Annotated in this window: 17 protein-coding genes and 1 tRNA gene; 3 read left to right on the top strand and 15 right to left on the bottom strand. The window is 63.6% G+C overall.

Annotated elements, in window-relative coordinates:
* Positions 1-8: 8 nt before the first annotated feature.
* From AB4Y81_RS00650 to AB4Y81_RS00605, 10 genes are all read right to left on the bottom strand, one after another.
* Entirely contained in the window at positions 9-911 is a 903-nt protein-coding gene (locus AB4Y81_RS00650; RefSeq protein WP_416428697.1) for a glycosyltransferase, read from the bottom strand.
* Positions 901-2,082, bottom strand: coding sequence for a glycosyltransferase (locus AB4Y81_RS00645; RefSeq protein ID WP_416428699.1), 1,182 nt, complete (start codon positions 2,080-2,082; stop codon positions 901-903). The genes AB4Y81_RS00650 and AB4Y81_RS00645 overlap by 11 nt, the downstream gene beginning before the upstream one ends.
* Positions 2,082-3,356, bottom strand: a complete 1,275-nt coding sequence (locus tag AB4Y81_RS00640; RefSeq protein WP_416428700.1) for a glycosyltransferase — start codon at positions 3,354-3,356, stop codon at positions 2,082-2,084. Before AB4Y81_RS00640 ends, AB4Y81_RS00645 begins: the two co-directional genes overlap by 1 nt.
* Positions 3,353-4,819: an oligosaccharide flippase family protein gene (locus tag AB4Y81_RS00635; RefSeq protein ID WP_413305664.1), complete on the bottom strand. Its 1,467-nt coding sequence runs from the start codon at positions 4,817-4,819 to the stop codon at positions 3,353-3,355. Before AB4Y81_RS00635 ends, AB4Y81_RS00640 begins: the two co-directional genes overlap by 4 nt.
* The gene (locus tag AB4Y81_RS00630; RefSeq protein ID WP_018777623.1) at positions 4,816-5,478 is read right to left on the bottom strand and encodes an acetyltransferase; all 663 of its coding nucleotides are present in this window, start codon (positions 5,476-5,478) and stop codon (positions 4,816-4,818) included. Before AB4Y81_RS00630 ends, AB4Y81_RS00635 begins: the two co-directional genes overlap by 4 nt.
* Positions 5,478-6,641, bottom strand: a complete 1,164-nt coding sequence (locus AB4Y81_RS00625; protein ID WP_189075565.1) for a DegT/DnrJ/EryC1/StrS family aminotransferase — start codon at positions 6,639-6,641, stop codon at positions 5,478-5,480. The genes AB4Y81_RS00630 and AB4Y81_RS00625 overlap by 1 nt, the downstream gene beginning before the upstream one ends.
* Positions 6,638-7,657: an NAD-dependent epimerase/dehydratase family protein gene (locus AB4Y81_RS00620; RefSeq protein ID WP_189075566.1), complete on the bottom strand. Its 1,020-nt coding sequence runs from the start codon at positions 7,655-7,657 to the stop codon at positions 6,638-6,640. Before AB4Y81_RS00620 ends, AB4Y81_RS00625 begins: the two co-directional genes overlap by 4 nt.
* Complete coding sequence (locus AB4Y81_RS00615) at positions 7,654-8,763, bottom strand: Gfo/Idh/MocA family protein (protein WP_018777620.1); 1,110 nt, start codon at positions 8,761-8,763, stop codon at positions 7,654-7,656. Before AB4Y81_RS00615 ends, AB4Y81_RS00620 begins: the two co-directional genes overlap by 4 nt.
* Before the next feature lie 60 nt (positions 8,764-8,823).
* Positions 8,824-10,500 (bottom strand): sugar transferase, encoded by a 1,677-nt coding sequence (locus tag AB4Y81_RS00610; RefSeq protein WP_434326752.1) that lies wholly within the window; start codon positions 10,498-10,500, stop codon positions 8,824-8,826.
* Positions 10,501-10,770: 270 nt separating this feature from the next.
* Positions 10,771-11,031 (bottom strand): hypothetical protein, encoded by a 261-nt coding sequence (locus AB4Y81_RS00605; protein ID WP_018777618.1) that lies wholly within the window; start codon positions 11,029-11,031, stop codon positions 10,771-10,773.
* A gap of 39 nt (positions 11,032-11,070) precedes the next feature.
* Here AB4Y81_RS00605 and AB4Y81_RS00600 point away from each other — a divergent pair, with 39 nt between their 5' ends.
* Positions 11,071-11,304 (top strand): DUF5703 family protein, encoded by a 234-nt coding sequence (locus AB4Y81_RS00600; RefSeq protein ID WP_011774832.1) that lies wholly within the window; start codon positions 11,071-11,073, stop codon positions 11,302-11,304.
* 36 nt (positions 11,305-11,340) lie between these two features.
* Here the strand turns inward: AB4Y81_RS00600 and AB4Y81_RS00595 are convergent, their stop codons facing one another.
* Complete coding sequence (locus AB4Y81_RS00595; protein WP_079581441.1) at positions 11,341-12,501, bottom strand: acyl-CoA dehydrogenase family protein; 1,161 nt, start codon at positions 12,499-12,501, stop codon at positions 11,341-11,343.
* Positions 12,502-12,529: 28 nt separating this feature from the next.
* Positions 12,530-13,834, bottom strand: coding sequence for a M20/M25/M40 family metallo-hydrolase (locus AB4Y81_RS00590; RefSeq protein WP_039241278.1), 1,305 nt, complete (start codon positions 13,832-13,834; stop codon positions 12,530-12,532).
* 264 nt (positions 13,835-14,098) lie between these two features.
* On the opposite strand from AB4Y81_RS00590, the gene AB4Y81_RS00585 reads away from it, so the two are divergent.
* A tRNA-Leu gene (locus tag AB4Y81_RS00585) sits at positions 14,099-14,181 on the top strand.
* A 168-nt stretch (positions 14,182-14,349) separates the two neighbouring features.
* Here the strand turns inward: AB4Y81_RS00585 and AB4Y81_RS00580 are convergent.
* From AB4Y81_RS00580 to AB4Y81_RS00570, 3 genes are read right to left on the bottom strand one after another with little or no spacing between them, the layout of a single operon-like run.
* Positions 14,350-15,276, bottom strand: a complete 927-nt coding sequence (locus AB4Y81_RS00580; protein WP_189075569.1) for a MaoC/PaaZ C-terminal domain-containing protein — start codon at positions 15,274-15,276, stop codon at positions 14,350-14,352.
* Positions 15,273-16,613, bottom strand: a complete 1,341-nt coding sequence (locus AB4Y81_RS00575; protein ID WP_189075570.1) for a 3-oxoacyl-ACP reductase — start codon at positions 16,611-16,613, stop codon at positions 15,273-15,275. The genes AB4Y81_RS00580 and AB4Y81_RS00575 overlap by 4 nt, the downstream gene beginning before the upstream one ends.
* Before the next feature lie 10 nt (positions 16,614-16,623).
* Entirely contained in the window at positions 16,624-17,976 is a 1,353-nt protein-coding gene (locus AB4Y81_RS00570; RefSeq protein ID WP_018777613.1) for an acetyl-CoA C-acetyltransferase, read from the bottom strand.
* Between AB4Y81_RS00570 and AB4Y81_RS00565 the strand changes: the two genes are divergently transcribed.
* The gene (locus AB4Y81_RS00565; protein ID WP_431229236.1) at positions 17,975-18,739 is read left to right on the top strand and encodes a TetR family transcriptional regulator; all 765 of its coding nucleotides are present in this window, start codon (positions 17,975-17,977) and stop codon (positions 18,737-18,739) included. The genes AB4Y81_RS00570 and AB4Y81_RS00565 overlap by 2 nt on opposite strands.
* The last annotated feature ends 20 nt before the right edge of the window (positions 18,740-18,759 follow it).

The raw sequence follows: 18,759 nt of genomic DNA, 5'->3' as shown, positions 1-18,759 counted from the left end.
CGTACGACTCAGGTCCTGGACACTGTGCTTCTCCGGTTGGCAAGCAGCGTCTTGACGCGATCGATGCCCTGGGTTCCAAGCAGCGCGATGGTCACGGCCTTGGCTCCCTTCCGGGCGAGCTCCCGCAACGCCCGGAGGGGAGACTCAAAGACCCGGTCCACGATGATGGAACTTGCAGTCGGGATGGGAGCATCCGCCAGAAGGGCCGGGAAAAGTGCCCTGTAGGGCTTGGGGGAAACGCGCCGGCCGCGGATTCTGTTGCTGACATTGTGGTCGTGGACCAGCTGCAACCACCCAGGTGCACCGCGCAGCGATGTGACCTTCATGGATTGGCCCAGCCGGTTGTGCCATGCAGCCCAGCACGTCACAGGAGCGGACCAGGGGGCGCTGACGGAGCAAAACGCGTTGTGGGGGTCGTTCCTTAGGAAAACAGAACCCTTTCCCATCACCAGGCCGGATACGAGGTAGATCGCTGAGTTTCCAGCATCGTGGGCCGCTTTTTGCACCCGGTCCACGAAATCGATGGCCAACCCGTCGTCGTTGTCCAAGTTGGTGGTGAGCAGTGTGCCACGTCCGCCCCCTGTGACTGTCCTGATGTCCTCAAGCAGTTCGGACGGGCTGACTTCTGTCCTGAACAGGGCCACGAAGGTCCCTTCACGGTTCAGCCCATGCACGCGGTCCAGCAGCCATGCCGGACTCTGCGGGTCGAAGTAGATGATCCACCGGAAGTCCCGGTTGGTCTGCGCCTTCACGGAGGGTAGACAGTAGCGTTCGAACAAAGAAATCCGGTCCCTCAGCCAGCCTTCCTGGGCCCGGACCAGGCTCTCAAAGCCCCGGGAAGGAAGATTGAACCTAGTGAGCAACACGTGGTCAATACCCGACGGCGGGTTCCCCGGCTTATCAACGTTCATGGCTTGCTCCTCGAACGGATTGAACTGTGGTGCGCAACTTGGTGTTGCGCCCGCCTCCCGGTTGCCGGCACAGATCCCTGATATTGGCGGCCCGTACGTCCCAGGAGTTCGCCTCCGCGACGCGCCGCATCTCCTCACGTTGCTCCCGGTCCGGAGGCTCCTGCAGGGCAGCCCTGACCAGATCCACGAATGCCTTACAGCTGCTTGCCACAGCTAAAGCGCTGCACCGCAGCGATCGAACGGAAGGCAGGTCCGTGGCGACCACGGGCAAGCCCGACGACAGGTATTCCAACGTTTTCAGGGGGAAGCTGGATCTATTGAATTCCGTGTCGGCATAAGGGGTGATCCCGACGGCTGCGGTCAGAAGCAGCCGCCGTACGTCATCAGGGGCCAGAGGTCCACGCCAATCCACGTTGCTTCGCTCCAGAAAGGCGTCCAGCCTCAGCCTGGTTACCGGGTTGGACTCAGTCCGCGGACCAATGACCAGAAGGCTGAGCCCGGCGTCGGCCAACGACTCCAGCACGTCAAGGTCCAATCGTTCGTTGAGTTGTCCCACCAGGACCGCGACCGGCCTCCGGTTCTCGTCTGTGGACGGGCCGGCCGGTGGACGGCACCCATTGGGAAGAACCTGCACGGGCCGTCCCGAGAAATGGGACATCTTGGCGGCCAGGCCTGCTGAGACAGCGGTGATGACATCGGCCGTCCCGATGTTGCGTTCCAGGGAGCGCCTCAGATAGCCGGAGGGAAATCCGATCAATTCAGCTGCGGCCAGCCAGTCATCCGTCAGATGCAGCAGCCGCACGCCGCTGCCACGGTCAGGGAACGCTACAACCGGGGAGGCATTGACGACCGCCGACACTGGACCGCCTGCGGTCTTCATGGCGTTGTCCATGCAGTGACGTGCAATGGCTTCGGTCAGGGGACGGCCAAGCGTGCTGCTGAAGAACGGCGGAGCAGGAAGCCGCAAGCGCGACAAGTGCGGTGTCATGGTCTCCGGGATCCCGCGAAGACTCCTCACCGTGTGGTTCCGGACATCTGCGAACCGGAAGACAGGGGCAGGTTGGTCAACCCAGAGGACCGGGCCTGTCTCTGCCAAGGACTCAGCCAGCAGCCGATCAGTTCCGGGCAGGCCATCCCATTGGCCACCGGAGATGTACATGATCGTGTCCATCACGCCTCCCCTGAGACGAGTTGCCCGGCCGCGGCAGCACGGACGGCGACAGGACGGGCGTTGAAGTCTTCTGCGGGCTGGTGGCCACGGAGGCGCTGATAACGTCGGCGAACCACATAGGAGGAGTACTGCACCCCGGCGATGGTTTCAGCCCACAAACGGGACCGCGTCGCGGGAGCACCGGCCAGGAAGCGCTGGTACAACTCGGTTTGGTGTTGCGCCGCGGAAGTGAGTGAAAACCTCTCTTCCACCACCGATCGGCCGAAAGAGCCTAATGACTTCCTCAGCAGCTCGTCCGTGTGGAGAGCCCTCAAGATGGTTACCAGCGCGTCGGTCCCGGTACCGGTCGAACCCGGACCGGAACCATACCAGCCCTGCCAAAGGAACACCGGCAGGGACTCTGGAGTGAGAAGTTCCCAGAAGCCTCCTTCGCCCTGGACAACGAGCGGTTTGGCGAACGATAGCCCCCGGAGGGCGGAGCCACCCATGCCCAGGACGACGTCGGCAGCAGCGTAGGCCGGCCTGGGGTCAGCAAGTTCACCGGTGAGAATAACCGTGTTTTCCCCTGTCGCCGCGTTGACGCGTTCGGCCTGGGCTCTGACCACGGACTCCGCCGGGCCTGAACCTGTGATCAGCAGATGCACCGGGAGATCCCGGGCGAGTTGTCCCGCGGCATCAATCGCCGACAGGATGCCTTCAAGCTTGAGTTCCTTGGCCAAGCGGGAGACGCAAACCATCGTGAAAAAGTTGCCATGCAGTCCCCACCGTGCGCGAAACCCTTCCAGGTCCGCGTCATCGACCACGCGGTTGGCCATGATGTCCACGGGCGGTTCCAGCAAATGGACACGGTGGCGTCCGGAGGACAGCTCGCCCTGCCGGATCTGTTCAGTGCCCACCATCAGCGGCATGGACCTGGGGATGAACGGAGCCACTGCCATGGACATCACCGTGGCCACCGCGGTGGTGTCCGGCACCAGCCTGGAGGCCGCCAGGCACTCCAGCGCCGGGGGCCATTCGTAGCCGTGAACGACGTCGATCCGGCGCTCGCGGACGGTGCGCACCAAAGTTCTGATGACCGATGGGGAAGGTCGCTTCCCTGGTGCAGGCGCGGGGACAAACTCCAACCCAAGCTCTGCTCCCCTTTCGACGAGGGGCCCGGGCTGTCCAAAGAGAATGACCTCATGGCCCAGTTGCCTGATTGCGGCACCGAGTTCGATGGCGTTCAATTGGCTGCCGCCCATGCGCAGATCGTGCGGGTAGATCAGGATCCTCATGTCGCGGCCACCTCCCGTCCACGCCCCCACATCCGGACGTCCCGCAGGTCCTGCCGTCGAAGCCCCATGATTGCCGCCATCGCGACGACTCCCAGTCCCGTGGAAACGAGGACAGCGACCACAGGGGAATCCAGGAACCGGGTGATTGCGTAGCAGCCGGCTGCGGTCAGTGCTGCCATGACCGTGGGAAGTCCCAAGCGTTTTCCCACGGCCAGGAGCGGCACACCTGCCTTCCGGAGAGCCCGGAGATACAGCGGCGAGGTCACCAGCAGGGCCACCAGCACAGGAGCCGCTGCCAGCCCAGGCATCCCTGCGAGCGCACCGCCTGCCAGCAGCGCCGGAACGAGCGCGATCAGAGCCACGAGCTGCACATTCAAGATGGACAGGGACGAACCCAGGACCACGAGGTAGTCGTACAGCAGCTCATGGAGGATCCGGAGGACCGTGAGGGGCGCCAACCACATCAGCGCCATGCCCGCCGGGGCCCAGGCTTCACCGTAGACGACTTTGACAAGGGGAAGGGCGCACCCCACCATCACCGCCGAGACGGGCAACACCATGGCCGACACTGCTCCGATCATCGCCAGCAAGGCCGCCCTCATGTCATCCGGCCGGTCCTGGAGCCTGGCGAAGGTCGGCGGCGCCACGCTTCGCAGGGGTTGGGACAACAAACTCGAGGGCCACCCGGCCATGTTGAAGGCCATGACATAGAAGCCGAGGACCACCGGGCCAAACAGCCGCCCGGCGATGAGTTGGTCGACGTAACCCACGGCAAAGACCACAGCGCTCGCACCTGCCAGGGGAAGTCCGAAAGCCAGGAGCTGTTTCGCGGACAGCGGTGAGAATCCGAACCGGTACGGCAGGGGTGAGTAAACAAGGAACAGGACGGCCGCTACGAGGCTGGCTAGGACCCGGCCCACTGCCAGGCTCATGGCTCCCATTCCGGCGATCACCAGGATCAACGAAACGCCCGCCCCGAGCCACACATTGACTTGGTCGATGACCATCCGTTGTCCCTGGCGGAAGTTGCGCTGCAACAGGGCCGCGGGCGTGGCCACCAGCCCGTTGAGCACGATGCAGAAGGCCAAGGCCCTGACCACGTCCGTTGCTGCCTCGTTTCCCATGGCCGCTGTGAAGAGGGGTGCAACCGCGTACGAGAGCCCGAACAACAGGACACTGCAGACTACGGAGATGGTGGTGACGGTGGCGGCTATTTCCTTGGGGTCCCCCGGCCAGCGTACGATCGCCAGGCTGACGCCCAATTCGTTGAAGCTCAGGACGGCGACGAGCGCAATGAACGCCACCGCGTAGGTCCCGAATTCCTCAGGCCCCAGCAGCCGCGCCATCGCTATACCGATTCCAATGGTCCCCAGCTTGGTGATGAAGGCGTTGACGACGCTGATTACGAACGCCCTTGTGGGGGTTGGTCCCTTCCGCTGGGTAACCGGGCTCTTGAGCGTCACTGGGCCCCCTCCAGCGCAGGCGTATTGCCGCGCCTGATCACCCGGGCCGGGACACCGGCCCAGGTCTCGTCGTCGGGAACATCGTTCAGGACGGCCGCTCCCATGCCAATGGTCGCTTTGGCCCCGATGGACCGGCCCTCCCGGACACTGGCGTTCATGCCGATGTAGGCCGCCCGGCCGACCCGAACGTTGCCGCCCAGGGAAACGCCTGATGCGAATGTGGCGAAGTCACTGATGACGTCGTCGTGGGTGAAGGTGACCCCGGGCATGGCGACAACGTGATTGCCGATGGTCACTGACGCCGTCATGCTGACGTGGGCCAGGATGATGCTCCCCCGGCCGATTACGCACCCCTCCGGAACGTTGACGGAGGGATCTATGGCTGTGGCGTAGCGTTCTTCGTCAAGCCCGAGGCTTCGTAGCCGCATCACCACACCCTCGCGGCCGCTTCCTGATCCGATGCAGACCAGCAGCAACGCGTGGGGGAACTTCAGGGCATCACGGATGGGCCCAAGGACGTGTGCACCGTCGACCACCCGGCCGGTCTTGTCCTCGTCGTCGTCGAGGATTCCGATGACGTCGAACGGGCCGCTGCTGCGGACCATGGCCAGTACCTCACGGGCAAGGCCGCTGGCAGCGATGAGGAGAAGTTCGCTCATTATGGGTGCCTCGATGCCCGCAGGACCGAGTCGATGACCCGGACCTGGTCGTGGAGGGCGAGCTGGTGGTACAGCGGCAGGATGAGCGTGTGGTCAGTCAGCCAGTTCGTGACCTCAAGGGACGCCCCGCCGGTGTCCTTGCCCGCGTAGGCGGGTTGGCGGTGGGCTGCCATGATGCCCCGCCGGGCTGAAATGCCGTCCTGTGCAAGGTGGCCCATCAGTCCGTCCCTCCCGAGGGGAAACGCCGGCCCGATTTCCAGCCAGCAGGATTGGAAGTTGCCGGTCCCGTAGTCCGGGTCGCCGACCAGGCGGAGGCCTGCGACGCCGGCAAACGCGTTCGCGTAGTTTGCGGCCAGTTCACGACGCCGTTGGACGGCTTCCCGGAGGCGGCCCAGTTGAACGAGTCCGACGGCGGCCTGAAGGTCGGTCATGCGGTAGTTGAACCCGACTTCGAGGTACTCTTCGGCCGGTGCGAGGATGCTGGCGTGCCGGTCCGAGGCCGAAACGCTCATGGCATGTTCCCGGAGGCGTCGTGCCCTGTCCGCGAAGTCCTGCCGTGGAGTTGAGAGCATGCCGCCCTCTCCCGTCGTGAGGATCTTGCGCGGGTGGAAGGACCAGGCTGCCACCTCCGCGCCGGCACCGACAGGGCGGCCGTGGTAGCGGGAGCCAATGGCGCAGGCTGCGTCTTCCACCACGATGATCCCGCGGGGCTCACACAGGGCCCTGATGGGATCCAGGTCAACGGGCACCCCGCCTTGGTCCACGGCGATGACTGCCTTGGTTTCCTGAGTCAGGGCTCTTTCCACGGTCTCGGCTGTCACGCACCCTGTCTGCAGGTCGACGTCGGCGAACACAGGGCGTGCTCCCATGTAAGTAGCCGCGTTCGCTGTGGCAATGAAGGAAAATGACGGGACAACGACGTCATCACCCGGTCCAACGCCGGCGACCGCGAGCGCCAGGTGCAGGGCTGAAGTGCAGCTGGAGGTAGCCACTGCGTGACCTGCCAATTGCTCCGCCGCGAAGGCTTCTTCGAACTGGCGGACCTTGGGTCCTTGGGCCACCCACCCGGAGGCGATCACTTCGGCCACTGCTTGGGCTTCCTCTTCGCCAAGCCAGGGTTTCATGACGTCGATACGGGCCAGGCGCGTCTCGGAGATGGTCATCGCGCACCTGCTGCGGGAACGGCGGGGTGGGCCACGAGGCGGGCGGCTGCTATTTCCGCACGGAGCGGCCGCCACCATGAGACCAAAGTACGCAGACCGTCCTCCAGTCCAATGGCTGCTTCGAAACCCAGGTCTTTGCGTGCTGCCGTGGTGTCCGCCAGGCGCCGGGCCACGCCGTTGACGGCACGCTCCGGACCGTGCTCGAGATGCAGGCTTGAACCCATGACATTCAGGAGGGTCTGCGCCAGCTCAGCCAGGCTGGTTTCGGTTCCGCTGGCGACGTTGTAGACGCCTTCACGCACATCGCTGACAGCTGCCAGGATGTTGGCCCGGGCGACGTCGTGGGTGTGGACGAAGTCCATGGTTTGGTCACCGCTGCCGAAGATCATGGGTGGCTGGCCGTCGTCGATCCGTTCCATCCAGCGCACGAGGACTTCGGTGTAGAGCCCATGGACGTCCATGCGGGGTCCGTAGACGTTGAAGTAGCGCAGCAGGACGTAGTCCAGGCCGGACATGGCCCGGAAGCTCCTGGCCATCCCTTCGTTGAAGGACTTTGCCGCGCCGTAGAAGGTGTCGTTGTTGTGGTGGTGATGGTTTTCCCTGGTGGGAAACTGTTCGGCCATCCCGTACACGGACGCGCTTGACGCGGAGACGAGTTTGCCCACTTTGTGGTCCACGGCTGCTTCGTAGACGTTGAAAGTGCCGTCCACCAGAACTTCGAGTGCCAGGCGTGGTTCTTCTGCGCACTGGGTGATGCGGATGGCGGCCTGGTGGAACACGAGGTCTTTGCCGCGGGTGAGGTCGTTGACGAGGTCACGGTCCCGCAGGTCGCCTTCGACCAGGGAGACGCGCTCGCTGCCCAAGGCCTGGTCCAGGTTCGCGCGTCTGCCGCGCACCAGGTTGTCCAAAACGTCGACGTGGGCCACGCCGGCGTCGAGCAGTTGGTCCACCACGGTGGAGCCGATGGTTCCGGCGCCTCCGGTGACCAGCACGTTGGCGCCCAAGAGCTCTTTCATCGCACAACCTGGAGATTCGTCTCATTGCCGGCCACGATGGTGGACCGTCCATCCGTGCCGAGGCTTTGCGTCACGGCCTCCAGGACGGACAAGACCCTGAGCCCGGATTCGCCGCTGGTGCGGGGCATCGTGTGGTTCCGGATGGAGGTAGCGAGTTCAGCCACCACTTGTCCCAGCGGTTCGCGCTCCTGGAGGGCCGGTGACCACGTGTCGCCAAGACGGTACGAGATGGCCGAAGCTTTCTTGTCTGCAGCCGATCGGGGTTGTTGCTCCAGGCTGACGCCGCGGTCGTAAACGCTGAGCCGTTGCTGCGGATTCAAGTCATCCCAGACGAGGGTCCTCTTTGACCCTCCGATGATCATCTGCCGGATTTTGGTGGGGCTGAGCCAGTTGACGTGGATGTGGACCATGGCGTCATTGGGCAGTCCGAAGGTCAAGTGCCCGACGCAGTCGCGGCCGGTACCGAGGGGATCCGCGCCGTGGGCCGAAATTTCGGTGGGGTGCAGGCCGCCCGGCAGGACAAAGTCGAGGATGGAGAGGTCGTGGGGCGCCAAGTCCCAGAACACGTTGACATCGGGTTGGACGAGCCCGAGGTTGATCCGGACCGAGTCAACATAGAGGATGTCGCCCAAGGCGCCGCTGGCCACCAGTTCCTGGATTTTGAGGACCGCCGGGGTAAAGCAGTAAGTGTGGTCGGCCATCAGCACCAGTCCCCTGGCTTTGGCTTCGTCCACCATTTCCAGTCCCTTGGCGCGGCTGTCAGCCAGCGGTTTCTCCACCAGGACGTGCTTGCCCGCACGCAGGGCCGTCATCACTACGCCGTGGTGCGTGTGCGCCGGGGTTGCGACGGCCACGGCGTCCAGGTTGTAGTCGTCCAGCAGTTCGTCCAAAGACTCGACGACGGCCACCCCACCCACCGATTCGGCGAGCTTCATGCCGCGCTCAACGTCCAGGTCGCAGATCGCTACGAGATCCCAGTCCGGGCTGGCTTTGAGGTTCCGTGCGAGGTTGGGACCCCAATAACCGGCGCCGACCACCGCAATGCGCAGCTTGGGCCGGTGACCGTTGCCGTTGAGTTGTCCAGATGGAATAGTTCGTATGCTCATTTCCCACTCGGATTCTGTATAGGTAGCAGGTTTCTTGTTGCCTTGCCTTGCGGGCGGTGGCTAATAGGCACCCGATGGCCGGATCATGGCCCGGAAAGTGCGCCACATGATCATCAAGTCCCCGGCGATGGACCAGTTCTCCACGTAGTAGAGATCGAGCCGGACAGCCTCATCCCAGGGGAGGTCGGACCGTCCGTTGATTTGCCAGAGCCCGGTGATGCCGGGCTTGATCAGGAGCCGGCGATGGGTGTGTCGTTCATACCCATTCACTTCCCGCGCCAGCGGTGGCCGTGGGCCGACCAGGCTCATGTCGCCTGCAAGGACGTTCCAGAACTGCGGCAGTTCGTCCAAGGAGTACTTGCGCATCCACCGGCCACATGTCGTGACGCGTGGGTCACCGCGGATTTTGAAAAGTACGCCCGCTCCTTCGTCCTGGTTGTCCAGTTCCTCCAGGCGCGCTTCGGCGTCAACCACCATGGAACGGAATTTGAGCATCTGGAACGTGGTGCCTTGCTTTCCTACGCGTTGCTGGCGGAAGAGCACAGGACCGGGACTGTCTGCTTTGACGATCATGGCAAGGGCCAACAGGACCGGCGAGAGGACAACCAGTGCCAGGGAAGAAACGGCGATATCCATCAATCGCTTGAGGGTGTGCTTGCCTCCGGAGTAGTGCGGAATGTCCACGTGCATGAGTGGCAGGCCTTCCACTGGCCGCCAGTGGATCCGGGGGCCGGCCACATTGGTCAGCGTTGCGGCCAGGACGAGTTCGGCGGCGTCTTCTTCCAAGCGCCAGCCGAGTTCCTGGATGAATTGGTTTCCGCCGGGCAAAGGTCCGGCGACGATGACGGCATTCGCTCCGGTTTGGCGGACCGTGTGCGCTATCCCGTAGATGGATGACAGAACGGGGACACGGACCTGGTCTACGACCAGCACCGCCCCACGCCTGGCCCCCGGGAGGCATGCGCCGAGGATGTCGTAGGGGGCACCTGACTTCCGGTTGATCTGCTTGATCACGTACCGGACGTCCTGTGGTTCTCCCACCACGATGGCGCGGGTCAGGCAGCGCCCCCGTGATTTTTCGCGGGTCAGCCACCTACGGAAGCCCCATCTGCTGCCTGTCAGCGCCACGATGCCCAGTGGCAGGGAGACAAGAACGTAGGAGCTTACCGATTCAACACGGAAAACCACTGCGACGATTGCCAGGAAGCCGAACACCCTGAAGCTCGCTGAGAGCACCCGTTTGTATTCTTCCGGTCCAACTCCCAGTACTTTCGGATCCCTGGTCCGGTAGACCTCTAGGGCGGCGAGCCAGATGATGCCCAGGATCACCACCAGGGTCAGTTGGCGCGGGAACCCGGAAGTTCCGTCTGTGAAGGGCAGTCCCCCGGTATTGAGTGCATAGCCGGCTGAGACGGCGGCTGAGACCAGTATGGTGTCGGAGACTGTCAGGGAGGTGGTCAGGAAGCGCGTCCAGCCCAGCCGGTTCCGGTGCGGGGGCTTGACGCGTGAGTGGCGGTGGGTGACTGGCGGCACGAGGTCCAGGGTGACATCCGGCCTGGGCGCCGCCAGTCCCGCCTTTTCAGTCCGTTGTGCAGCAACGGACTTGTCAATCCAGGGAGACACCGGCGGATTGACGTGGGCAGTGACCGGGTCCACTGGGAAGGCTGGTCCCACGGCAGCATGGCCCGCACCCTTGGGTGCTGCCGCCTTGCCTAAACGTACGACTGGAACTTTCACCTTGTCAGCCTTCTTTGCAGACCGTCCATTGCCTACATATCAGTGAAGCTTTGGCCGCAAGGGGGCGCACCAGTAGTCGGTACTCAAGTTTGCGCAGTATTGCCCAAGGGTCCTACGTGCGAGTACCTAGCTGGCCGTCGGGGCACTACGTGTTTTGCTTGACCGCGAGGACAGGGAAAAGCCCGGAAATCCGCACCGTTTCACCAAGGCCGAACCCGCGAAAAGGGCACAAAAAACCGGCCGCCGTGTGGCGGCCGGTACAACGGAAAATCAGTCGTCTACGCTCTCGAGCGCCTCGTCTTCGTCGTCCTCTTCCTCATCTTCATCCTCATCCTCGAAAACCTGGAGAGGCGTGACCTCTGAAAATGACTCGTAGAGGGCGTCTTCGTAGACTTCGAAGGCGTCAGCAACGGCGAAGAAGGCGGCTTCGACGGTGGGGTCGCCCTCACCGCGTCGTGCCGATGCAGCGGCGAGATGTTCTTCCAGGGCGGCGGTAAATGATTGAAGCGCGACACGCGGATCGATGCTCATGACTTCACGTTAGCCGGAAAAAGACGAAAATGGAGAGGGATGAGAGAACAATTTCCAGGCAGCTCCGTGGAGCGCCAACGAGACTACGCACGTCAGTACGAATACCTCGTACTGACGGTGGGGCCTGATGATTCACTGCCCGACGCCCGGCGCCGGCTGGCCGAGCACTCAGAGTACGGCAAGTGGGAACTGGAGCGCAGCGTCCTCTATCTCGGTGGCGGACGACGATTCTGGCTGCGCCGCAAGGTCTACTCCGTGCAGCGCACCGTCTAGGTGCCCAAGCTCCTTCGACGCACGCAGTTCGTTCGACTAGCCCTCGAGTGGTCCCAGCCAGGCGCTGGCAACTGTGTTGTGGGCTGATTCGTCGTTGGATGGATGGAAGATTCCCGCCAGTACGTCCCTGTACAGCCGCTCCATCTCCGAGCCACGGAAGTAGCTTGATCCTCCGGTGACCCGGATGGCCAGGTCCACCACATGCCGGGCGTTTTCGGTGGCGCGGGACTTGATCCCCACAAGCTTGGGGAACCATTGGGCCCCGTGGTCCACCATGGTGTCGACGTCGCGGGCCACCGCGGAGATCTGAGGGTAGATCCCGTCCATCGCCAGAGCAGCGTCGGCCACTTTCCACCGGATGTCCGGGTCCTGCGCGTAACTGCGGCCACCGTATTTCGCCGACACGCGACGCTTCACATTCTCCACCGCAAGCGTGAACGCCCTCTCGGCAACGCCTGTATAGACGGCGGCAAGCAACGTCTCAAAGCACGCGAAGATGGCGAAGATCAGCAAGTCCTTGTTGGGACCCACAGGCAGTTTCCGGAAGATGCGTTCGGCCGGGATGACCGCTCCATGCAGCAGCGTCGTGTTCGAAGCACTGGCCCGCATGCCCAGGGTGTCCCAGTCGCTGAGGGTCTCATGCCCGGGTTCGTCACGGCGGAGGAAGCCGAACACCAATTCGCCCTCACCCTCCCTGGCTTCCGGGTCCTTGCCGAACGTCCCCAGCCGCGTCCAGCCACGCGAGAGGCTGGTGAAGATCTTCCGGCCGGTGAAGCGGTAACTGCCGTCAGCCAAAGGTTCGGCAACGGTGCCCGAATCAAACAGCATGGAATCATTGCCGGCCTCCGAAATACCGAAGGCGAAGATTTCGCCCTTCCCGGCTTCCTTGAGGACGAAGTCCAGGGAATCGTCACCCCTGGCCGCCATGACGCGCGCGACGCCGGTCCACACCAAGTGCATGTTCACCGCCAGGGCGGTGGCCGGGGCAGCCGTTGCGAGCCGCTGCTGCAGCGCAGCTACCGCTTCGAGACCAAGCCCCAAGCCGCCGTCGTGCTCCGGCACGAACAGCTTGAGGTAACCGGCGGCTGCCAGTTCTTCCAGGTCCTCATGGAAGAACTGGTTGTTGTGGTCGTACCCGGCAGCACGGCCCCGCAGTCTTTCCAGCAGGGCGTCGGGAAGGATTTCTTCGGGAGTCAAAGCAGGGCCTCCTTGTGGTGGGTGCCGTTTAGTAGTTGCTCAGCAGCGTATTCAGGACGCGGGCGCCGAACTGGAGTGACTCTGCGGGCACCCGCTCGTCAACACCATGGAACATTCCGGTGAAATCGAGCTCGTCCGGCAGCATCAGGGGCGCAAAGCCGTACCCGGTGATGCCGATCTTGCTCAGTGACTTGTTGTCCGTGCCGCCGGAGAGGGTGTAGGGCAGGACCTTGGCCCCAGGGTCCTCGGAGTGGAGGGCATCGATCATGGAATCGACAAGGTTGCCGGCAAAAGGCACTTCCAAGGAAACGTCCTTGTTGACGTAGCTGATGTCGATTCCGTCGCCGGCAAGCTGCTTGATGGTCTCGAACACCAGCTCCTGCTGCCCAGGCAGGGTACGGCAGTCGACGAAGGCCTCGGCGGACTCGGGAATGACGTTGTGCTTGTAGCCCGAACGCAGGAAGGTGGGGTTGGACGTATTCTGCAAGGTGGCACCCACGAAGCGTGAGACCGTGCCGAGCTCCTTGAGGAGGATGTCAGGGTTGTCAGCGTCGAACTCGACGCCGGTCAGTTCAGTCACGCCGTCCAGGAATTGCCGGGTGGTAGGGGTCAGCTCAACAGGCCATTTGTATTCGCCAATACGGGTAACCGCGGCTGCCAGCCTGGTCACAGCGTTGTCAGTGTTGATCTGGGAACCGTGTCCCGCCCTTCCGTGGGCCACCAGCCGCAACCAGGACAGGCCCTTCTCGGCAGTTTGGAGCAGGTAGGTCCGCTGCCCGCCGATGGTCGCGGAGAAACCACCCACTTCGGAGATGGCTTCCGTGGCCCCGTCGAACAGCTCACGGCGGTGCTCCACCGCGTACCTGGCACCGTAGGTGCCGCCGGCCTCTTCATCGGCGAAGAAAGCGAAAATGATATCCCGCTTTGGCTTGCGGCCGGTCCGGGCGAAGTCACGCATGACGGACAGGATCATCGCGTCCATGTCCTTCATGTCCACGGCTCCGCGGCCCCACACCAGCCCGTCCTTCAATTCGCCGCTGAAGGGATCCACGCTCCATTGGTCCTTTAGCGCGGGCACGACGTCCAGGTGTCCGTGCACAACCAACGCATCCGCACCGGGATCTTCGCCTGCCATGCGGGTTACGACGTTGGCGCGGCCAGGGGCCGATTCGAAAATTTCCGCTTCCAGGCCTACTTCAGTGATGAGTCCGGCCGTGTATTCGGCTGCTGCCCGCTCCCCGGGACCGGTGTCGTCGCCGTAGTTCGAGGAATCGATGCGGATGAGCTCCTGGCAGATCCTGACAACTTCGTCTTCAGGGCGGATGGCAGACATGGAAACTCTCCTTGCGTGGCTGGGCTGCAGGTTCCGGCGACGCGGACTGCTTCATCCGCAGCCCGTCCCGTGTACCTTTAGCCTACTCACCAGTTGCGCCCCGAGTCAGGAACTCCACGGCCCCAAGGGTCCCCGGGGCCTCACCCGTGCCTGGCGGCTCCTGCCGATTTTTCAGGCACCTGAAACCGTGTTAGAGTTTTTCTCGCTGCTTCGGAGGAATATGAAGCGCCGCAAGGTGCTTACTGCTCCTGCTGAACACCACCTGCGCGGGTGGCGGAATGGCAGACGCGCTAGCTTGAGGTGCTAGTCCTCGAAAGGGGGTGGGGGTTCAAGTCCCCCTCCGCGCACAATACCAAGGCCTGGAATCCACGGATTCCAGGCCTTGTTTGTTTCCATCACGAACTGCTGCGAGCCGTAGTCGAGGCCGCCTCTGCGACGTTGGTCACTATTGTTTCTTCATTTGTCGATCCGGTAAGCGGCGCCCACCGAAGGGGCCGCCGCTTACCGGACATGGTTCACGACAATGCTGAAACGGAGCCCAGGAAATGGCGCCTACCGCTGCGCGGATTCCAAGCGATGTACTCCGAGCGCTCCCACGCCCCCGACGCGGACTGGACTGTCGCAATATCCAAGGCCACCCGTGCAGGAAGGAAAACAGGAGCTTCGAACGTGACCTTCCAGGTAAAAGCCTCCGACTTGGCAGCTCCAACGTCTGCCAACGCCCGGGAGGCCAGATACATCCCATGGGCAATCGAGCCCCTCATGCCCAGTGCTTTCGCTGACAGGACGCTCAGGTGGATTGGATTGAAGTCACCCGACACCGCGGCATAGCTCCGCCCGATGTCCAGGCCAAGCTGCCAGAGGGCTGTGGGATCCGGAGGTGAAAAATCGGCTGGGGCGGAAGATCCATGTGCGGTTCCCGCCTTATCGATGCCCGGCAGGAAAACGCCTTTGGCGAGGTAGGTGGACACCCCGCGCCACAGCAGCGTCCCATTGGAATTGGAACGGACTTCAGCAACAACGTCCAGCTGGGTCCCTGCGCGATGCCCTGTCATGTTCTCCGCCCAGGACTTGATGTCCAGGGTTTCGGTGAAGTGGATGGGCATGTGCTGCTCCACATGGTTCCTGAGGTGGATCATGCCAAGGAGCGGTAAAGGGAAATCATCCCGGTTCATCACACTCATGGACACCGGGAACGCCAGTGCATGGACATAGCCGGCCGGGAGGGTGTCGCTGGCCGTCTCCCCCACCAAGTGCTGGTAGGCGGTCAGGTTTTCGACGTCGGCCCTGACGTCCCGGACCTCGTGGCTGACCGCCGGCAACCTGGTTCCGCCTGAATTTGCGCCCAGTACGCGCCGGCGGGCCGCCGTCGTCGCTGCGTTGACGTAAAGCCGGGACAGCGACGGAAGCTCCTCAAGAACCACCGCTTGCGGCGTGTTCATGCTCCCACCAACTGTTGCCCGCAGACCCGCAGCACTCCTCCGGAGATCCCGCCGGCGGCGTCGCTGGCGAGGAAGGCAATTGCTTCGGCTACGTCCTGTGGTTGGCCGCCTTGTTTAAGGGAGTTCAGCCGCCTTGCCGCTTCGCGGATGGCCAAAGGCATCTTCGCCGTCATCTCGGTTTCAATGAATCCAGGTGCGACGGCATTGATGGTGCCGCCGTATGGCTCCAGCAGGGCCGCCGTCGACCTGACCATGCCGATCACGCCACCTTTGGACGCCCCGTAGTTGGTCTGGCCCCTGTTGCCGGCGATTCCGCTGGTGGAGGCCACTGAAACGATGCGCGGAGAGGTCCTGAAGTGCTCCGATGCCAGAAGGGCCTCATTGATCCTCAGTTGCGCCGCGATGTTGACCGCCATCACGGACTGCCACCGGCCCTCGTCCATGTTGGCCAGGAGCCTGTCGCGGGTGATTCCGGCGTTGTGCACCACGATGTCCAGCCGGCCGTAGCGTTCCACGGCGTGTTCTATGATCCGATGCCCTGCGTCGTCACGGCTGATGTCGAGCTGGAGCGCGGTGCCCATGACGTCATTGGCGACAGCGGCCAGATGGTCGCCGGCCGCCGGAATGTCCACCAGGACCACTTTCGCCCCATCGCGGTGCAGGGTGCGGGCAATGGCAGCACCGATGCCCCTGGCAGCTCCGGTAACAACTGCGACCTTGCCGGCCAACGGCTTGTCGGAGTCCGTAGGCAGCGCCCCCGACGTCGAGGAGACCGTCAGGAACTGTCCGTCAACGTACGCCGAGCGGCCCGACAGGAAGAAGCGCAGGGCACCGAGCGCAGACGGACTGGTTGTTGCCAGCTCGTCGTCGAGGAGTATTCCGTTGGCTGTCGCCCCGGCCCGCAGCTCCTTGGCCAGGGAGCGCAGGAGTCCGTCAATGCCTTGGCGGGCGGCCGCCGACGCCGGTGACGGTGCGGACTGGGGGCTCCGCGAAATCGTCACCACCCGGGCGTTGGGAGCGAGGTCCCGCAGGGAGGCGGCCGCCTTGAGGACAGGCTTGCCAAGGTCCTCCGGGTGCTGCACAGCATCCAGCACAAGGATGATGGCGCCCAGTTTTTCCTTGGGGAGCGCATTCCGGCGGACGTCCAGGCCCCAGCCGAGAAGGGTGGTGGCGATGTCGTCGCTTCCGGCGCTGTCACCGCTGACCAGTACGGGGCCGGTTATCAGCGGTGCTCCGGGTTGGTAGCGTCGAAGCTCCACCGGCTGTGGCAGTCCCAGTTTCCGGGCGACGTTCCTGCCCAGTCCGTGGCTGACGATCTGTGTGTACTTGTCTGTCATGGAGTTCCCCCTAGGCTGCTTCCAGAATCGCGACGACGCCCTGGCCGCCTGCGGCGCATACGGAGATCAGGCCGCGCGCAGGGCGCCCGTCCACGGATCCCTTTTCGTGCAGCATCTTTGCGAGGGAGGCGACGATCCGTCCGCCGGTAGCGGCAAAGGGATGCCCTGCGGCCAGGGATGAACCGTTGACGTTGAGCTTGGCCCGGTCGACCTTGCCGAGGGCGCCGTCAAGCCCAAGGCGCGTGCGGCCGAATTCCTCATCCTCCCAGGCAGCCAGGGTACTCAGGACGGTTCCGGCGAAGGCCTCATGGATTTCGAAGAAGTCAATGTCCTCGAACGTCAGGCCGTGGCGGGCCAGCAGGCGCGGGACGGCGAAGACCGGAGCCATCAGGAGCCCGTCCTTGCCATGGACGAAATCGACGGCGGCCGCCTCGCCGTCCAACACGGTGGCCAGCTTGGGCAGGCTGTGCTCATCGGCCCATTCTTCGGTGGCGAGCAGTACTGTTGACGCGCCATCAGTCAGCGGCGTGGAGTTGCCGGCGGTCATTGTTGCCTCGGACCCAAGGTTCTTGCCAAACACGGGTTTCAGCGTTGAGAGCTTCTCGAGCGTGGTGTCCGGGCGGAGGTTGGAGTCACGGCTGAGGCCCCGGTACGGGGTCAGGAGGTCATCGAAGAAGCCCCGTTCGTAGGCGGCTGCGAGGTTGCGGTGGCTGTTGAAGGCCAGCTCATCCTGTGCCTCGCGGCTGATGTTCCACTGGGCTGTGGTGAGGGCCTGGTGTTCTCCCATGGACAGGCCCGTGCGGGGCTCTCCGGTGTTGGGGGCATCGGGAGCCAGATCCTTGGGGCGGATGCGGCCGATGATCTTCAGCTTCTGAACCGGAGTCTTGGCGCGGTTAAGGTCCAGCAGGATCTCCCTGAGGCCTTCACTGACCGCGATGGGCGCATCGGACGCCGAGTCGACGCCACCGGCAATGCCGGACTCTATCTGGCCCAGCTTGATCTTGTTCGACAAACCCAGCACGGTCTCCAGGCCTGTTGCGCAGGCCTGCTGGAGGTCGTAGGCAGGGGTTTCCGGTGACAGGGCCGAGCCCAGCACGGCTTCGCGGGTGAGGTTGAAGTCCCGTGAATGCTTCAGCACCGCCCCGGCCGCTACCTCGCCGATGCGTTCGTCCTGCAGCCCGAACCGTGCGATCAGCCCCTCAAGTGCTGCTGTGAGCATGTCCTGGTTGGAGGACTTCACGTAGGCTCCGCCGGTGCGGGCGAACGGGATGCGGTTGCCGCCCACAATGAAGGCGCGGCGCGTTGCCGCGGGTGTCGTAGTGCGCTCGGGGTTCTCGCCCGGGGTCACGTCTGCTGCAGCCATGCTTGTCTCCTTCGATCAATGCCAGTTACTGATACCCAGCGTACCTGATACGCTGGGTATCGTGAACAGCCACCGTCAGGAAATCCCCACCGCCCCCGAGGTTCTCCCGGGAGAGGCTCCCTCCGCCGTAGACGGCAGGGCCGCGCGATGGCAATCCCACCGCGAGGAGCGTCGTCGCGAACTCATCAAGGCAGCCCGCAGGGCCGTCCACCGGCTGGGAAGCGATGCGTCGATGGAGGACATTGCCGGCGCGGCGGGCACTTCCAAATCCGTGTTCTACCGCTATTTCGGTGACAAGGCCGGGCTGCAACAGGCCATGGGAGAAGTAGTCCTGGGCCAGATGCAGCGCCGGATGAAGGAAGCTGCGCAACTGGCCCAAACCCCCCGCGAGGGACTGTATGCGATGGTTTCGGCCTATTTGCAGATGGCTGAGTCCAGTCCCAACGTTTATGCCTTCATCACGCGCCTGTCTCCTGGCGAAGCGTCCGCGCAGGACGCAATTGCGGCTTCGGGGGCCCTGGGCAACTTCTTTGAGCAGATCACGGAGATGATCGCCACCCCCATGCGTGAGCACTTGGGTGAAGAAAAGGAATCGGTGATCGTCTACTGGCCCACTGCTGCCATCGGGCTGGTGCGAAACGCCGGAGAGATGTGGCTGGGGAGCCCCGCAGGCGCCGACAAGCCCGACCAGGCGGCCATGGCCGGGCAGATTACCGACTGGCTTTGCCTCGGCATCGCACCGCAACTCAAGACCACCACCTGACACCAGCAAATGACTCATCA

The organism is Paenarthrobacter sp. TAF1 (assembly GCF_052113825.1).
Taxonomy (GTDB): Bacteria; Actinomycetota; Actinomycetes; order Actinomycetales; family Micrococcaceae; genus Arthrobacter; species Arthrobacter nicotinovorans.
This window is presented reverse-complemented; position numbering and strand designations above follow the sequence as displayed.

What these genes read in the sequence shown, in the direction of transcription:
- AB4Y81_RS00650 (WP_416428697.1), bottom strand. Translation starts at nt 911, where the DNA reads ATGAACGTTGATAAGCCGGGGAACCCGCCGTCGGGTATTGACCACGTG.
- AB4Y81_RS00645 (WP_416428699.1), bottom strand. Translation starts at nt 2,082, where the DNA reads ATGGACACGATCATGTACATCTCCGGTGGCCAATGGGATGGCCTGCCC.
- AB4Y81_RS00640 (WP_416428700.1), bottom strand. Translation starts at nt 3,356, where the DNA reads ATGAGGATCCTGATCTACCCGCACGATCTGCGCATGGGCGGCAGCCAA.
- AB4Y81_RS00630 (WP_018777623.1), bottom strand. Translation starts at nt 5,478, where the DNA reads ATGAGCGAACTTCTCCTCATCGCTGCCAGCGGCCTTGCCCGTGAGGTA.
- AB4Y81_RS00625 (WP_189075565.1), bottom strand. Translation starts at nt 6,641, where the DNA reads ATGACCATCTCCGAGACGCGCCTGGCCCGTATCGACGTCATGAAACCC.
- AB4Y81_RS00620 (WP_189075566.1), bottom strand. Translation starts at nt 7,657, where the DNA reads ATGAAAGAGCTCTTGGGCGCCAACGTGCTGGTCACCGGAGGCGCCGGA.
- AB4Y81_RS00615 (WP_018777620.1), bottom strand. Translation starts at nt 8,763, where the DNA reads ATGAGCATACGAACTATTCCATCTGGACAACTCAACGGCAACGGTCAC.
- AB4Y81_RS00605 (WP_018777618.1), bottom strand. Translation starts at nt 11,031, where the DNA reads ATGAGCATCGATCCGCGTGTCGCGCTTCAATCATTTACCGCCGCCCTG.
- AB4Y81_RS00600 (WP_011774832.1), top strand. Translation starts at nt 11,071, where the DNA reads ATGAGAGAACAATTTCCAGGCAGCTCCGTGGAGCGCCAACGAGACTAC.
- AB4Y81_RS00590 (WP_039241278.1), bottom strand. Translation starts at nt 13,834, where the DNA reads ATGTCTGCCATCCGCCCTGAAGACGAAGTTGTCAGGATCTGCCAGGAG.
- AB4Y81_RS00580 (WP_189075569.1), bottom strand. Translation starts at nt 15,276, where the DNA reads ATGAACACGCCGCAAGCGGTGGTTCTTGAGGAGCTTCCGTCGCTGTCC.
- AB4Y81_RS00575 (WP_189075570.1), bottom strand. Translation starts at nt 16,613, where the DNA reads ATGACAGACAAGTACACACAGATCGTCAGCCACGGACTGGGCAGGAAC.
- AB4Y81_RS00565 (WP_431229236.1), top strand. Translation starts at nt 17,975, where the DNA reads ATGCTTGTCTCCTTCGATCAATGCCAGTTACTGATACCCAGCGTACCT.
- AB4Y81_RS00570 (WP_018777613.1), bottom strand. Translation starts at nt 17,976, where the DNA reads ATGGCTGCAGCAGACGTGACCCCGGGCGAGAACCCCGAGCGCACTACG.